At 66.0% G+C, this 14,680-nt stretch carries 14 protein-coding genes; 3 read left to right on the forward strand and 11 right to left on the reverse strand.

The annotated features are described in order from the left end of the window. Positions 1–26 precede the first annotated feature (26 nt). The 7 genes from E5554_RS19055 to E5554_RS19085 form a co-directional block, all read right to left on the reverse strand. Complete coding sequence (locus E5554_RS19055) at positions 27–455, reverse strand: thioesterase family protein (protein ID WP_004211412.1); 429 nt, start codon at positions 453–455, stop codon at positions 27–29. 198 nt (positions 456–653) lie between these two features. Further along, complete coding sequence (locus E5554_RS19060; protein WP_004211411.1) at positions 654–1,307, reverse strand: porin family protein; 654 nt, start codon at positions 1,305–1,307, stop codon at positions 654–656. Positions 1,308–1,484: 177 nt separating this feature from the next. Then, the gene (locus E5554_RS19065) at positions 1,485–2,879 is read right to left on the reverse strand and encodes an L-serine ammonia-lyase (protein ID WP_097382575.1); all 1,395 of its coding nucleotides are present in this window, start codon (positions 2,877–2,879) and stop codon (positions 1,485–1,487) included. 1 nt (position 2,880) lies between these two features. Next, positions 2,881–7,086, reverse strand: a complete 4,206-nt coding sequence (locus E5554_RS19070) for a translocation/assembly module TamB (RefSeq protein ID WP_210729774.1) — start codon at positions 7,084–7,086, stop codon at positions 2,881–2,883. Beyond that, positions 7,086–9,104 (reverse strand): autotransporter assembly complex family protein, encoded by a 2,019-nt coding sequence (locus E5554_RS19075; RefSeq protein ID WP_136187754.1) that lies wholly within the window; start codon positions 9,102–9,104, stop codon positions 7,086–7,088. Before E5554_RS19075 ends, E5554_RS19070 begins: the two co-directional genes overlap by 1 nt. 128 nt (positions 9,105–9,232) lie before the next feature. Continuing rightward, complete coding sequence (locus E5554_RS19080; protein ID WP_010337951.1) at positions 9,233–9,703, reverse strand: DUF1465 family protein; 471 nt, start codon at positions 9,701–9,703, stop codon at positions 9,233–9,235. 120 nt (positions 9,704–9,823) lie between these two features. After that, positions 9,824–10,003, reverse strand: coding sequence for a DUF465 domain-containing protein (locus E5554_RS19085; RefSeq protein WP_037492086.1), 180 nt, complete (start codon positions 10,001–10,003; stop codon positions 9,824–9,826). Positions 10,004–10,189: 186 nt separating this feature from the next. Between E5554_RS19085 and E5554_RS19090 the strand changes: the two genes are divergently transcribed. Further along, entirely contained in the window at positions 10,190–10,348 is a 159-nt protein-coding gene (locus tag E5554_RS19090) for a YdcH family protein (protein WP_010337949.1), read from the forward strand. 253 nt (positions 10,349–10,601) lie between these two features. On the opposite strand, the gene E5554_RS19095 is transcribed toward E5554_RS19090, so the two are convergent. The 3 genes from E5554_RS19095 to E5554_RS23215 form a co-directional block, all read right to left on the reverse strand. Further along, positions 10,602–10,970, reverse strand: a complete 369-nt coding sequence (locus tag E5554_RS19095) for a PilZ domain-containing protein (protein WP_048939094.1) — start codon at positions 10,968–10,970, stop codon at positions 10,602–10,604. Positions 10,971–11,029: 59 nt separating this feature from the next. Beyond that, complete coding sequence (gene dksA / locus E5554_RS19100; protein WP_004211401.1) at positions 11,030–11,494, reverse strand: RNA polymerase-binding protein DksA; 465 nt, start codon at positions 11,492–11,494, stop codon at positions 11,030–11,032. A 520-nt stretch (positions 11,495–12,014) separates the two neighbouring features. Next, positions 12,015–12,617 carry a hypothetical protein gene (locus E5554_RS23215; RefSeq protein ID WP_247594305.1) on the reverse strand — a complete coding sequence of 201 codons (603 nt, stop codon included), beginning with the start codon at positions 12,615–12,617 and terminating at the stop codon, positions 12,015–12,017. A gap of 55 nt (positions 12,618–12,672) precedes the next feature. On the opposite strand from E5554_RS23215, the gene E5554_RS23515 reads away from it, so the two are divergent. Then, the gene (locus E5554_RS23515; protein WP_257211453.1) at positions 12,673–12,807 is read left to right on the forward strand and encodes a hypothetical protein; all 135 of its coding nucleotides are present in this window, start codon (positions 12,673–12,675) and stop codon (positions 12,805–12,807) included. Between the two features lie 56 nt (positions 12,808–12,863). On the opposite strand, the gene E5554_RS19110 is transcribed toward E5554_RS23515, so the two are convergent. Next, entirely contained in the window at positions 12,864–13,304 is a 441-nt protein-coding gene (locus E5554_RS19110) for a host attachment family protein (protein ID WP_168708741.1), read from the reverse strand. An 88-nt stretch (positions 13,305–13,392) separates the two neighbouring features. Here E5554_RS19110 and serS point away from each other — a divergent pair, with 88 nt between their 5' ends. Beyond that, positions 13,393–14,670 (forward strand): serine--tRNA ligase, encoded by a 1,278-nt coding sequence (gene serS, locus E5554_RS19115; protein ID WP_136187757.1) that lies wholly within the window; start codon positions 13,393–13,395, stop codon positions 14,668–14,670. Positions 14,671–14,680 lie beyond the last annotated feature (10 nt).

Here is a 14,680-nt window from a genome sequence, read left to right on the forward strand (position 1 = left end):
GCAATCCTGCCGTTCATGAGGTGGGATCAGTCGGCGGTGGTGCCGCTGTCGTCGGGCGCGAAGAAATGCTGCATCACTTCGCGGGCGATGCGGGCCGGACGCAGGGTGGAGGCATCGACGCAGCACCAGCTCGACTTGACCTCGGCCAGCACTTCCTCGCCACGGCGGATCACCGTTTCGTAGAAGGCACGGGCACCCTGCACCTTTTCGAGGAGGACGGTGGCGATCACCTCATCATCCAGGAAGGTGGGCTTGCGATAGGTGATCTCATGCTTGAGCGCGACCCAGAGATGCTGGGCCACCGCCTCGGCCGGGGCGAGCGCGCGCCAATGGTCGAGCACGGCATCCTGCACCCACTTGAGGTAGCTGGCATTGTTGACATGACCCATGAAGTCGATGTCGTCGGGCTGGATGCCAACCGGGTACAGGTGGGGAATCGCGTTACTCACAACCATGTAAGTAACATCCCCGCAGGGCGGCTGATAGAGGCTATGGGCGGATGCTGCAAAAAAGGGGCCGATCGGTGACCGGCCCCTTTTTTTTTGTCTCTAATGCCCCCTGCCCCGTTCGTTTCGAGCTTGTCGAGAAACGCTTCTGCATCGCACTTCTCGACTTCGCTCGAAGCGAACGGATGGGGAGGATGTTCTGACGTCTTAGAAGCGCCAGCCGACCGAGGCGACGACCTGATGGCGGTCGGTGTCGACGTCGAATTCGCTGCTGGTCGAGCCATCCATGAAGTCGATATGGGCGCTGTCATATTTGGAGTAGCGATATTCGATCTTGGCGAAGGTGTTGGCGTTGAGCGCGCGCTCCACGCCGCCGCCGACGCGCCAGCCGTCCAGCTTGAACGAGGTGTCGGTGACCTGGTTGGTGTCGCCGGCCAGCACGCCGAGCTTGGTGTTGGTGTAGCCGCCCTTCACATAGATGAGGGTCGAGGGATCGGCGAGGATACCGGCGCGGGCACCGATATAGAGATCGCGGCCCTGCTTGACGCGGCCATAACCGAACTGGTCGGTGAAGTCGTTGCGGCTGCTCTTGGCGGTGGAGTCGGTGAACTCGCCCTCGACGCCGACGACGGCGCCGCCGACATTCACGTCATAGCCCGCGCCGACACCATAGAGCAGGCCGTCGATCTTCTGATCGTCGCTGCCATTGTCATTGTCGATCGAGCTGCCGGCCCCGGTATGGTCATAGCCCAGGATCGCTTCGACGCGCGGGCCGGTGAAGGTCGGGGTGGCATCCTGTGCGAGCGCCGGCGCGGCGACTGCACCACCGGCCAGCAAAGTGGCGACCATCAACTTACGCATAAACATCACTCCGTTGTCTTTCTCTTCCCCTTGGGGGTGAGACGCTCAAGCCGGAGCGGTCATATTTGTTTCATGAACCTCAGATAAACAGCTGATAATGTGGCATTAATGCCACGAAAGCCGCTCAGTTCGGCGCGTTCCCGTGGGCCGGGAGCGACGAAATGAGGCGCCCTTCCTTCAGCATTCCACGACATTGACGGCCAGGCCGCCAAGCGATGTCTCCTTGTAGCGGCTGGCCATGTCCTCGCCGGTCTGGCGCATCGTCTCGATCACCGCGTCGAGGCTGACGATATGACGGCCATCGCCCTGGAGCGCGAGATAGGCGGCGTTGATCGCCTTCACCGCGCCCATGGTGTTGCGTTCGATGCAGGGGATCTGGACGAGGCCGCCGATCGGATCGCAGGTGAGGCCCAGATTATGCTCCATGCCGATCTCGGCGGCATTTTCGACCTGGCTGTTGGTGCCGCCCAGCACGGCGGCGAGGCCCGCCGCCGCCATAGAGCAGGCAACGCCGACTTCGCCCTGACAGCCCATTTCGGCGGCCGAGATAGAGGCGCGCTTCTTGTAGAGGAAGCCCATGGCGGCGGTGGTGAGGAGGAAGCGGCGTTCCCCTTCCCGATCGGCGCCGGGGACGAAGCGGCGATAATAATGAAGCACCGCCGGGATCACACCGGCCGCGCCGTTGGTGGGTGCGGTGACGACCCGGCCGCCGGCGGCATTTTCCTCGTTCACGGCGAGCGCGAACAGGCTGACCCATTCGAAGATCTGGGCGGGGCCGACGCTTGCGCCCTGCAGCCGCAGCTTGTTGTGGATTGCCTTGGCCCGACGGCGCACCTTGAGCCCGCCGGGCAGCAGACCTTCTTCTTTCAGACCGCGATCGATCGACGCGGACATGGCGTCGATCACGCTGTCGAGGAAGGCCTCGGTCTCTCCCTGGGCACGCCAGGCGCCCTCGTTGCGGAGAACGAGCGTGGCGATGCTGAGGCCGGTCGCCTCCCCCTGCGCCAGCAGTTCGGCGCCAGACGAGAAGGGAAAGGGCTGGACCACATTATGGCCGAGCGGAATATCCGGGTCGGCGGGAATAGCGCCAGGCAGCACCGCGCCGCCGCCGATCGAATAATAATCGCGCACCAGCGGATCGTCGCGACCGGGCAGCCAGGCGGTGAAGCGCATGCCGTTGCTGTGCGCCTCCAGAAATTCGCCCATGCGGAAGACAAGGTCGCGCGCTTCCTCGAACGGCACCCAGTCGAGATGGGCGCTGCCGGCGCGAATGCGGCCATCGTCACGGATCGCCTGAAGAATGGCGGGGATGGCATCGGGATCGACATTTTCGGGGCTGTGACCCGACAGGCCGAGCAGGATCGCGCTGTCGGTGGCATGGCCCCGGCCGGTCAACGCCAGCGACCCGTAAAGTTCGCACTGCACCCGCACCGGACAGGTCGGCAGCGTATCCATGAACATCAGCGCGGCGCGCATCGGCCCGACCGTGTGCGAGCTGGACGGGCCGATGCCGATGGTGAACAGGTCCATCACGCTGATCGCGGCGGCGCTGTCGATGCGCGATTTGGTCACGTCAATAATCCTTGGAAATACGCAGGTTGGCGCTCTGGCGGCCGAGGGTGGAAATGGCGCCTAGCAGGGACAGCCAGCGTGTCACCTGATATTCCATCCGGGTGGCGCTATAGCCCTGCCCGTCGCTGATCAGTTCGACATAGGTCTTGCGGGTCAGATATTTGCCGGCGGCAAGCGAGGTGCCCTGCCCCTGGGTCGGATCGGCCGCGATGATGCGCAGACGATCCAGGCCCGCCGCCTTGCGCACCGCATTGATCGGATCAAGCCCGCCCTCGCCCTGAAGCGAGCCGACCGCCGAGGCAAGCTGGAGCGCTTCGGGCGCGGACAGGTTGGTGATCGAGGTGCCGAACAGGATGCGCGAGAGCAGTTCGTCCTGTGGCAGCGAGGGCACGGAGTTGAAGCTGATGTCGGGCTTGAGGCCGGTGCCGCCGACATGGATGGTGGCGGTGAGATCGCTGACGTCCGCCTCCGCATCGATGTCGAGGGTCGGGTTGACCGGGGTCTTGCCGTCGAACTGGATGCGCCCTTCGCGCAGTTCGAAGCGGCGGCCGGCAAATTCATAATTGCCACGCACCAGTTCGGCCCGGCCGGCGATCGCCGGATTGGTGACGGTGCCGCCGATATTGAGATCGGCGCGCCATTCGCTGTCGAGCCCCAGGCCGGTCACGGTCAGGCGATTGCGCGCCCGCGCCTTGACCGCCATGGTCCAGGGCTCGGCCGCGCGGGGACGTTCAATCTCCTCGCCGCGCCGGTTGATCTCGATCACCTTGAGTTCGGGGATCTGGGCGACGGCGGCGGCGCGGCCCATGGTGAAGCGGCTCCTGTTGAGGGTGACGTCGCCGCCAATCTCGCCGCCCTTGCCATCGGAACGGATGGTGAGCGGGCCGGTGACGGTGGCGGCGATGTCGTCACGCTCCAGCAGCGCGGCATTGTCCGCCTGGAAGGCGAGGTCCATGCCGACGCCGCCAATGCCGTTGAAGGTGAAATTGCCGGTGCCGGTCACGCTGCCGCCATTCTGGGCATTGGCGGTGAAGCTGGAGAAGACCAGTTGCGCCCCGGCGAAACGGGCGCGCGCCTTGACGTTGCGCAGGCGCATGCCAGTGACCGGGCTGTTGAGCGCGGCATTGTCGGTCGCGAGCGAGCCGGTGATGACCGGATCGGCAAGCGTGCCATGGGCGTCGGCGGTGACGCTGACAGGGCCGGCAATGTCGACGATCTCGACGCCGGTGAGGCGCCATAGCGTGTCGGCGGTGCCGTTGAAGCGCAGTTGCGCGATCAGCGGCGCACCGTTGAGCCGTTCGACCAGACTGCCGGTCGAGATGAGCGGGGTGAGCAGCGCCTGACCGCGGCCGATGGTCTGGCCGTCGGCGACGAAGACCATGCGAGTGGCGAGCCGGTCGAGGGTCAGCACGGCGTTGACGCCGACATCGACCGGGCGGGAACTCAAGGACAGGCCCGAGCGCGACAGGCCACGGATGCGCAGTTCCGCCTTGCCGGTCGGCAGGCCGCCGCGCGGACGGCTGTAGCTCAAGGTGCCGGTGGCCATGCCACCCAGCCCCAGATTGTCATAGGCGATGTCGAGCAGGGCGAGCGGCATCTTCTGCGCGCGCGCCTCGATCCGGGTGGTTTCGCCGCCCAGTTCGCCCGCGAGCTGCAGCGTGCCGCCGGCATAGCTGATGGTCGCGGGCGACAGGCGCCAGCCATCCTCCACACGGGTGAAGAGCGCCGCGCGGGTCAGGCGGATCGGCCGCTTGTCGATCGTGCCGCTGGCCGACAGGCGGACGCGGTCGAGATCGACCTGCGCTTCGCCCTTGAGGTCGAACAGGCGGCCGCGCTGGCCCGAGAGATTGCCCGAGACCTTGCCCCGCCCGTCGACCAGCGCGGCGGTGGCGTCGAGCCGGCCGAGCAGCATGCCGCCGACGCGCAGCCCGCGTGCCTGGGCGGTGGCGTTGATCGAGGTGCCGTCGGGATCGAGCAGGATGGTGGCGTCGAGCGAGCCGCGCCGCACGGCGATGGTCGAGGGGCCGTCGAAGCTGGCGTCATTGGCGTCGAGATCGAGCTTCAACTGCTGGATGCCGCCGACCGGCTGGAAACCGATCGTGCCGCTGACCGGGCCGGCGACCAGCAACTGGCCGTCGAGCCCGCCAGTGACGGGGCGGATGTCGCCGCTGGCGGTGACGCCCGATACCGCGATGCGCGCGACGCGGACCACCGCCTGGCCGCCCGGCGGCAGCAAGATGCGGCCTTCCCCGGTGAACGGGCCGAGCGTCGATCCGCCATTGGCGGTGAAGCTGTAATTGCCGTCGGCGCCGGGCAGAAATTCGCCGCGCACGTCGCGCAGGCCGAGCGCATCCATCGGCCGCGCGAGCTGGACATGGACGATCGGCCGGTCGATCTTGCCATCGAGCACGACGTTGACCGGGCCATATTGCTTGTGGCTGCCATTGCCTTCGAGATGAACGGTGCCGTCGCGGTGGCGCACGCCCATGGCATTGAGGCTGATGAGCGGCGCGTCGAGCTTCATGTTGGAGAAGCCAATCTCGCCGCCCGGCAGCAGGGCGAGCGCGCTGCGGACCGTGGGCAGGCCGCCGCCCAGCCCCTTGAGGAAGGCATTGTCGAGCCGGCGGACCTTGGCCACGGCATTGCCCGACAGGCCGAAGGCGCCATTGGCGCCGGGGGCCGCACGCAGTTTCGAGTCCAGATCGACGATGCCGAGACCGCGGATGAAGAGGCCGCTGATCCGCCCGTCGATACCGACATCATAGCGGCCGCTCTTGAGGTCGGCGATGACCAGCAGCTTGCCGTTCAGGCGGTCCGACCGGAAAGGCATGGGGTTGCTGACGATCTGCTGCCCCTTGAGCTGCAGCACGCCGTCGAGCGCGAAATTGCGGACGATGCCGGCAACCAGATCGCCCTGCCCGTCGAGGCTGCGGGCGCGCAACCGGACCGGCAGCAGCACCGGCCCGCTTTTCGCCTGGCGGCCCTTGCCGTCGATGCGGACATCGTTGATCTGGGTCTTGCCGAAGGCCAGCTGGCGCGCGGTGAGCAGATATTCATAGCCGAAGCCGGCGAACGGACCGTCGAGCCGGACCTTCGCCACTACCTCGCGGCCGCGCATATCCTTGAGCAGCGCTTCGGGCCGGGCGAGGTTCATGTCGAGGCGCAGATTGTCGAAGGCGTTGTTGCGCAGGTCGATGGCGCCGTCGGCGATCAGGTCGATCGCGGCCGAGCGCAGCGTGAGCCTGCCATCGACCACCCGGTCGGCGAGCGTGCCCTGCGCGCCGATGGTCAGGCGCGGTGAGGCGAGGCGCGGCAGCAGGCCCTTGCCGGGAATGGCGCTGCCCTCGATCGTGCCCTGGATGGTGTAGGCGCCGCTGCGCGCGCCGAGTTTCAGGTCGGCGACGGGGTTGCCGGCCAGGGTGGCGGCGAGGCGGCCATCCCATCTGGTCCAGCGCCCCTTGCCGCTGATGCGCAGATTCCCGTCCTGATTGAGGCCGGCCATCGCCGCCAGCACGCCGCCCCTGGGCGCATTGACGGTGACCGCCAGGTTGAACCGGTCATCGTCGGGCCGGCTGTCGAGCGTGAGGTTCAGGGCATCCTCCGCGCCGATGACGCGGGCCGACAGGTCGATGATCGCGCGGCCGCCACGAATGTCGGCATCGCCCGACAGGGTGGCCAGTTCGACCTTGCCGGTGACGGCGGGCGCGACGGTAAGCCGATCGACCGAGAATTGCATCAGGCGGATGTCGAAGCCCGGCAGGATTGGCCCCTGCCGCTCGCTGGGATTGAGTTTGGGCAGTTTGTGCAGGGTCGCCTGTGGAATCACCAGCCGGTCGATGTCGAGCCGGTTGGAGAGCCAGGCGAAGGGCCACCAGTCCAGCTCCACCCGCGGCGCGTCGAAGAAGCGGCCCTTGGGATCGGACAGGACGAGACCGCGCAGCACCGCCTTGCGATAGATGCTGCCTTCGATCCGGTCGACATGGATGCGCAGGCCCGAGGGCGGGCTGACGGCGGCGATGCGCGAGACGAGGAAGCGGTGTCCGGGCGCGCTGTCGAGCCAGGCCAGCGTCGCCACCACGACCAGCAGCGCGAGCGCCAGTGCGCCCGCCAGCCAGCGCTGCCAGCGCCCGTCCCAGGCGCGGCGGCGCAGCGGCGCGGCGGGCGGCGGCGGCATGGGCGGCTGGCTGTCGGGCGGCGGCGTGGTCATCAGAAGGCCTGCCCCAGCGAGACATAGACGGCAACCTTGGCATCGCCCGGCTGCGGATTGATCGGCGTGCCGACGTCGACACGGATCGGGCCGAAGCTGCTATAATAGCGCACGCCAAGCCCCGTGCCGACGCGCAGGTCGCGGAAGCGCGGCAGGAAGGTGGTGGAGATATTGCCCGCGTCGAGGAAGGGCACGACACCGAAATTGCCGAAGCGGATGCGCGCCTCGGCCGAAAATTCGATCAGGCTCTTGCCGCCGACCGGATCATCATCCGGGCCGTAGCGTGGGCCGATCGCCTGATAGCCATAGCCGCGCACCGACGCGCCGCCGCCGGCATAGAAGCGCCGCGACGGCGCGATGCGATCGACGGTGGAGCCGAGGATGGTGCCGAGCCGGGTGCGCCCGGCGAGCACGACACGATCATTGATCGGCTGATAGGCGCTGGCGTCGACCTGCGCCTTGGCATAGCCGAAGGTGCTGCCCTGGAAGGAGAGTTCGGGGCTGAGGCGGCCGCCGAGGCGGAAACCCTTGCTGGGGTTGAGCAGGTCGTCGCTGCCATCATAGGTGAGGCTGAGCGGCACCGCGCCGATGAAGAAGGTGCGGCGGCTGCCGCCGGAAAAGGCGTCCGCTTCGTCCGAGGCGATGAGTTCGGCACCGACGCGCCAGACCCAATGCTTCTGGAACAGGATGTTGGTCTGCCGCTCCAGCCCGCCCGACAAGGTGATGGTGCGCGCGTCATAGGCGTCGCGGCGGATATTGCTGTAGGAAACAAGGCCGGTCAGCACATGGTCGCGCTCGCGGAAATTGTTGCGGCGATAGGTGGCCTGCGCCGTCTGTTCCTGAGTGCCGAGAACGCCGCGCAGGGTGAGCGATCCTTCAGGCGGGAAAAGATTGCGATGCTGCCAACTGACCTCCGCGCGATAACCTTCGCCCGTACCATAGCCCAGTTCGCCCGCAATGGTGCGCATCGGCGCCGGGCGCAGATCGACATCCAGGTCGACATGCTCGCCATCGCCCGCGTCCTTCGGCGTCAGCGTGACGGACGAGACGAGGCCGGTGGTGACGATAGCGCGGCGCAGATCCTCCACATCGGTGGCGCGGTAGGTTTCGCCGGGTTCGAACCGGGCCATGCGCTGGAGATGGCGGGCGCTGAACACATCATCATTGTCGAGCAATATCTGGCCGAAGCTGCGATAACCGCCGGGCGTGACGATGATGTCGAGATCGCCATTGCGCGCTTCATGGTCGATCCGCACTTCGGGTTCGTCCACCCTGGCGAAGGGATAGCCATTTTCGCCCAGCGCCGTCGCCAGCGCGGTCTGGCCCGCAAGGATGCGGTCGGCGTTGATCGGATCGCCCGACTTCATCGTGAAGGCGCCGCGCAGCGTCTCCTCCCGTGGGCCGGTTTCGGCGAGGCCGGCAATCTCGACCGTGTCGAGGACATAAAGCGGCCCCGGCGTGACGTCGAAGATGACGGACAGCTTGTCGCTGCCGGCGGGCGGCGGCGCGACGCTGCCGCGCACGCGCGCGGCATAATAGCCGTCGGCGCGCAGCAACCGGTCGAGCAGGTCGCTGTCTTCCTTCACCCGGCGGTTGATCTGGGCAAGGTTGGCCGCCTTCCCCTCCGACTGGTGCAGCACCGAGAGACTGTCGAAACGGGTCGCGATCTGATTGTCGCCGATCGCGTCGATACCGCGCAGGGTGACGCCATATTTGCGCTCCTCCCCGGCGTCGGTGAAGGTGACGACCTCCTCGGCCGGGCCTGTATCGGCGGCGTCGGCGGCCTGCTGCGCCGGCTGATCGGGGGTATCGGATTCGCTGGCTGCAACCGGATCCTTCGGCAACGGGGCGACCGTATCGGGCTGGCCCATGTCGGGCCAGTCGATGCCGATGTCGGGCATGGCATCGAGCGATGCGGAGGGATCGACCGGCGGGCTGGCGGGATCGGCAGCGGGATCAGGCGCAGGCTGGGCCGCCTGCGCGAACGCAGTGCCGGCAGTGCAAAGCGCCAGGGACAAGAGACATAGCCCTGCGGCGCGCGGATCAACGGGAAAGCGGCGCCCTGTCCGCAAGCCATGGGTCATGCAACCGGTCTAGACCAAGTCGGGGCGATTATGCCAGCCAAGAGATGGCGATGGCGCAATGGTCAGAAGGCGGTGTTGAGCCGATCCATGAGTGCGCGGGCCGGACTGTCGGCCAGCGGCGCGTCCGGCGACAGCATCCGCTCCTCCAGCCGCGCGACCCGGCCATAAAGCTCCTGGCTCGCCTCGATCAGCGAGCGGGCGGCGAAGGGGAAGTCACCGGCAATGCCTGGATCGGTGGCGGTGGCGCGGCCGAGCCGATATTTCTCATCGGCCACATCCGCATCGCCAATTTCGCCGCGCTGCCAGGCGCGCTGGCTAAGCAGCCAGGCGATGATGTGCATCAGCCGGGTCGTCACCTTGAGCGATTCACAGGCGAAGGACACGCGGCGCAGCGGATCGTCGGCGGCAAACTGTCCAGCCTCGTCCGCGTCGAAATAGGAGCGCGCCTCATCCGCCATCACCATCGCCTCCATATAGAGGCCATCGACGAGGCGGCGATGAAGGCCGGGATCAAGGGCGGCTGCGTTGCGCATAGGCCTAGCTGACATATCGCGATGCGATTGTCAGGGCCATGGATGGCGCCGGAAGCCCGCCTGTCCCATTTGGGATCGCTTTACGCCGCAGTCCCGCAATTTTGCGACGCGGCGGACGCATCAGGCGATGATGTCCGGGACCAGCGCATCTTCGAGCGCGACGATCTCGTCCCGCAGCCGCAGCTTGCGTTTCTTGAGGCGCGCGACCTGCATCTGGTCGCCCACCCCGCCGTCGACCAGCGCCGCGATCGCGGCGTCGAGATCGCGATGCTCGACCCGCAGCAGCTCCAACCGGCGCATAATGTCTTCGCGGCTCACCAAGCCCCCGCCTTCCGAACCCAACATAGCCTCTCCTGATAGCCGGGCACAGGCGCGCGGGCCATCGCAATTTTACCGACGGCCCATCGCAAAGCGCGAATCATCGCGAGACAGGTCCGCCGAATCATGATCTACTTCGTCATCCATCACCCTCGTAAGGAGAATGTCATGGAAAATTCCCACGTTTCAGCTCTTTCCGCAAAGCATGCCGGGCTCGAAGCCCGGATCAAGGCCGAGTCGAGTCGGCCGATGCCCGACGACATTCTCGTCGCCTCGCTGAAGAAGCAGAAATTGCGGGTCAAGGAAGAGATGCAGGGCCGACATTAAGCCCGTTCCGCACGGAAAAGGCCGGGGCCGGATCACCGGACCGGCCATTTTCCTGCCAGCGGGACACAGAGCATCGATCCAGCCGGAAGCCCGGCCAGATTTTCGACATTGTGCGACGGATGACGCCTAGCCGGGGAAGATGACCTGGCGATGACAGGCGTCCAGCATGGCAGCAGCATGCGCCGTCCCGAACGAAAAATGCTCCACGCGGCGAACCGGTGGAGCCTATGTCAGCCAACCATCATCATCAGGATCAGCGGCGGGTAATCGTCGCAGAACGCAGATAGTCCGGCAATGCCTGCCGCGACACGCCGTTGGCGACCGGCTTGCGCGCCAGTTGCGGATCGATCGGCGCGTCGAAGGCAAAACCGATCTTGTCATCGCGCGACCAGGCGACCGAACCCTCGACCAGACCAACGCCGCGCAGTTCGAGACGAAGCCGCGTGCCGGCGGGAATGGCGCGTTCGCAATCCGCCATCAGGCCGGTGGCCGACAGATTGCGCACGCGCGCCTTGCCCAGATCGACTCCATCGATCGTGCTGAGACTGGTGAGCAGGAACAGGCTGTCGCGCGGCGCGGAACGAGCCGGTCCCCGATCAGAATTTCCCGTTTCCTTGTCCATGACTATTCCCGCAAAATGACACTTGGCCAACAGGATAGTCATGCGACGTGGAGAAAGGGTTAATCGTCGCGGGAGACTTTTTCCTGACGCTCGTGCCGCTCCTGCGCCTCGACCGTCATGGTCGCGATCGGACGGGCTTCCAGCCGGCCCAGCGAGATCGGCTCGCCGGTGACTTCGCAATAGCCATATTCGCCTTCATCGATACGGCGGAGCGCCGCGTCGATCTTGGAGATCAGCTTGCGCTGGCGGTCGCGGGTGCGCAGCTCGATCGACCAGTCGGTCTCGCTCGAGGCGCGGTCGTTGAGGTCGGGTTCGCGCAGCGGTTCATTCTGCAGCACAGCGAGCGTGCCTTCAGCTTCGGACAGGATCTGTTTCTTCCAGTCCCAGAGACGCTGCCGGAAATATTCCTGCTGCAGGGGGTTCATGAATTCTTCGTCAGCCGACGGACGATAATCGTCCGGGAGTGTTACGGTCGATTTTGGCGGCTTCACACCGTCTTTATCGGAATTCAGTACCGATGCCATCTGGCTCTCCGACTCGAGAGGCCCCGGCGCTGTAAGTTCCGGGCGCCCATGACTTTTGTTTGAGCGGGCCTCATAGCCACCGCGACGAGGCGATACAAGCGGACAATGCGCACTCCGGCGCATCCCCTAGGCCAGCTGACGCACCCGGAACGGACAGCGCGACTCCATCAGGGTTTTCCCCGATCTCGCCATCCGGATGTTCATGCAGCCCATCCTTAACGTTCCACAATGACACGTTAACCATCGCGATTGACTCAAACGCCCGGTTTTTCGGACCTTTTACGACGCAAAGATGATTAATGCCCTTGCAGTTAACGCTTTATTTTGCGTTGGTATGCAGTAGGGAATGGCAGGGTTCACGCTACGGAAGGGTCCGATGGCGCGAATGGGTAAACAGGACTAGAGAAGATCCTATGTCGGTTCGGATGGCTTTGGCAAAATTGTGCGCCTGCACTTGTGGCGGCGCCATCATTGGCGGGGGCGCCGTCCATGTGGCGGAAAATGCGCGTCCGGCAACGGTCTACAGCACCAAGAGTGTGAAGGCCAAGCCGCGCCAGCGCGTCCTGGCCACGGCCAAGCGCCCGCCGGCCAAGAAGCCCGACCCGATCCGCGTGACCGTGACCACGCCGTCGCCGCCCATCCCGCTGCCCCCGCCGCCGGTGCAGGCCGCCCTGCCCCTGATGGCGGGTGGACCGACTCCGACCGCAGCGCCGATCGGCGGCAGCAGCGGCTTTGGCGGCAGCAGCGGTTTCATCGGCGGCTTCTTTGGTGGCGGCAGCAGCGGTGGCGGCACGGTGGTGATCTCTACCACCGGTTCGACGGGATCGACCGGTTCGAGCGGGTCCAACTCGCCCACGCCGCCAACCTCCACCACCAGCACGACGACCACGTCGAGCGGTTCGGATTCGCCGACTCCGCCGGGTGGAACGACCACGACGACCTCGACGTCGACCTCCACGTCGACATCGACCTCTACGTCCACATCGACGTCGACCTCCTCCTCGTCGGGCGCGACATCGACTTCCACGTCCAGTTCGACCTCGACCGGATCGTCGAGCTTTGGCAGCACGTCGACGAGCAGCTCGACCAGCAGTTCGTCGTCGACCTCGACATCGTCGGGCACCTCTTCGGGAACGCCGCCCGGTCCGCCGCCGCCGACCGATGTGCCGGCGCCGCCGATGGTGCTGCTGTTCGGTGCCGGTGCCGCCGCGCTGCTGATGCGCAAGCGCCTGGCCGATCGCAATACGGAGCTGTCGATCGAGGGCCATGGCCCGGCCAAGCCTATCCCGATCATCCGCACCGGCGACATCTGATAGAAAAAAGGGCGGCCCTGGGGCCGCCCTTTTCTTTTGCCGATTGGGTTTTCCACTCAACTGCGGGCGATGATCTTCTCGATTTCGGCCACGGGATGATTGGCCAGATCCTTGGCGATCTCGCCGACCAGCCGGTCCTGCACTTCCTTGTGATAATGTTTGCGCATCTCGCCCAATGCCGTGGGCGGGGCGACGATGATCAGCTTCTCATAATCCTGGGCAAAGGCGCGGCGCTTGAGCAGGTCTGCCGCCTCCGCCGCGAAGCGTGCCTCTTCCAGTTCATGGAAATCGGTCTGTTCCATACTGCTGCGATGGCTGCCAACCGAATTGAAGGCGCGGCCGGGGGCGTCCGATGCCTGGTCCCGGTCGGCCGGATTATCCTGCACCTTCACCTCTTCCGCCTCCAGCTGGGGAAAGGCGCGGTCGCCCTTGTTGCGGAAGAAGAGCAATTTGCGCCCGTCCGCCACCAGCACCATCGCATCATGATCGATCTGCATCGCCTTCTCCTTCATTTTGTGGACGCATCACCAACGGGCGAAGGCGCACAGGGTTGCGTGGCCTCGTTCGCGACGGCATAGGGCAGCGATGCACGACATCCGCTTCATCCGCGAAAATCCCGCCGCTTTCGACGCCGCCCTGGCGCGCCGTGGCCTGGCCCCGCTGTCCGCCGACATATTGGCGCTGGACGAAAAGAGCCGCGCGCTCAAGACGGAGCTGCAGCAGGGGCAGGCCCGCCGCAACGAGGCGAGCAAGGCGATCGGTCAGGCGATGGCGGCCAAGGACATGGCCAAGGCCGAGGCGCTGAAGGCCGAGGTCGCGGCGCTCAAGGAAGGCACGCCCGCGCTGGAAGCCGAAGAGGCCGAGGTCGGCGCGGCGCTCAATGCCATGCTGGCGGCGATCCCCAACCTGCCCGCCGACGATGTGCCGCAGGGCGAGGATGAAGCCGGCAATGTCGAGCTGAGCCGCTGGGGCAATATCCGCGCATTCGATTTCGCCGCTCAGGACCATGCCGATTTCGGCCCGGCGCTGGGGCTGGATTTCGAGGGCGGCGCGGCGCTGTCGGGCGCGCGCTTCACCGCATTGCGTGGCCAGATGGCGCGGCTGCACCGCGCGCTGGCGCAATATATGCTGGATACCCAGAGCGCGACCAACGGCTATGAGGAAACCAACCCGCCGCTGCTGGTGCGCGACGAGGCGCTGTTCGGCACCGGCCAGTTGCCCAAATTCGCCGAGGATCTGTTCCGCACCACCGATGGCCGCTGGCTGATCCCGACCGCCGAGGTATCGCTGACCAATCTGGTCGCCGAACAGATCGTGCCGACCGACACCCTGCCGGTGCGTCTGACCGCACTGACCCCCTGTTTCCGGTCGGAGGCCGGATCGGCCGGACGCGACACGCGCGGCTTCATCCGCCAGCATCAGTTCGAGAAGGTCGAGCTGGTCGCGATCTGCGCGCCCGAGGAATCGGACGCCGAGCATGAGCGGATGGTGCAGGCGGCCGAAGGCATCCTGCAGGCGCTGAACCTGCCCTATCGCAAGATGCTGCTGTGCAGCGGCGACATGGGCTTTGGCGCGCGCAAGACCTATGACCTGGAAGTCTGGCTGCCGAGCCAGGCGACCTATCGCGAGATCAGCTCCGTATCCAACTGCGGCGATTTCCAGGCGCGGCGAATGAACGCCCGCTATAAGCCGGAGGGGGAGAAGGCGACGCGCTTCCTCCACACCCTCAACGGATCGGGCCTGGCGGTCGGTCGCACGCTGGTTGCGGTGCTGGAAAATTACCAGCAGGCCGACGGCAGCGTGATCGTGCCCGAAGTGCTGGCGCCCTATATGGGCGGCATCACCAAGCTGGAGCCGCGATAAAAAAGGAACG

It is taken from the genome of Sphingobium sp. PAMC28499, from assembly GCF_004795815.1.
In the GTDB taxonomy this organism is placed as follows: Bacteria; Pseudomonadota; Alphaproteobacteria; order Sphingomonadales; family Sphingomonadaceae; genus Sphingobium; species Sphingobium yanoikuyae.

Excerpts from the sequence above, each read along its gene's own strand:
- serS (WP_136187757.1), top strand. The coding sequence starts at position 13,393 with ATGCACGACATCCGCTTCATCCGCGAAAATCCCGCCGCTTTCGACGCC.
- E5554_RS19085 (WP_037492086.1), bottom strand. The coding sequence starts at position 10,003 with ATGCGCCGGTTGGAGCTGCTGCGGGTCGAGCATCGCGATCTCGACGCC.
- E5554_RS19080 (WP_010337951.1), bottom strand. The coding sequence starts at position 9,703 with ATGCGCAACGCAGCCGCCCTTGATCCCGGCCTTCATCGCCGCCTCGTC.
- E5554_RS19095 (WP_048939094.1), bottom strand. The coding sequence starts at position 10,970 with ATGGACAAGGAAACGGGAAATTCTGATCGGGGACCGGCTCGTTCCGCG.
- E5554_RS23515 (WP_257211453.1), top strand. The coding sequence starts at position 12,673 with ATGGTGCTGCTGTTCGGTGCCGGTGCCGCCGCGCTGCTGATGCGCAAG.
- dksA (WP_004211401.1), bottom strand. The coding sequence starts at position 11,494 with ATGGCATCGGTACTGAATTCCGATAAAGACGGTGTGAAGCCGCCAAAA.
- E5554_RS19070 (WP_210729774.1), bottom strand. The coding sequence starts at position 7,086 with ATGACCACGCCGCCGCCCGACAGCCAGCCGCCCATGCCGCCGCCGCCC.
- E5554_RS19060 (WP_004211411.1), bottom strand. The coding sequence starts at position 1,307 with ATGCGTAAGTTGATGGTCGCCACTTTGCTGGCCGGTGGTGCAGTCGCC.
- E5554_RS19090 (WP_010337949.1), top strand. The coding sequence starts at position 10,190 with ATGGAAAATTCCCACGTTTCAGCTCTTTCCGCAAAGCATGCCGGGCTC.
- E5554_RS19110 (WP_168708741.1), bottom strand. The coding sequence starts at position 13,304 with ATGCAGATCGATCATGATGCGATGGTGCTGGTGGCGGACGGGCGCAAA.
- E5554_RS19055 (WP_004211412.1), bottom strand. The coding sequence starts at position 455 with ATGGTTGTGAGTAACGCGATTCCCCACCTGTACCCGGTTGGCATCCAG.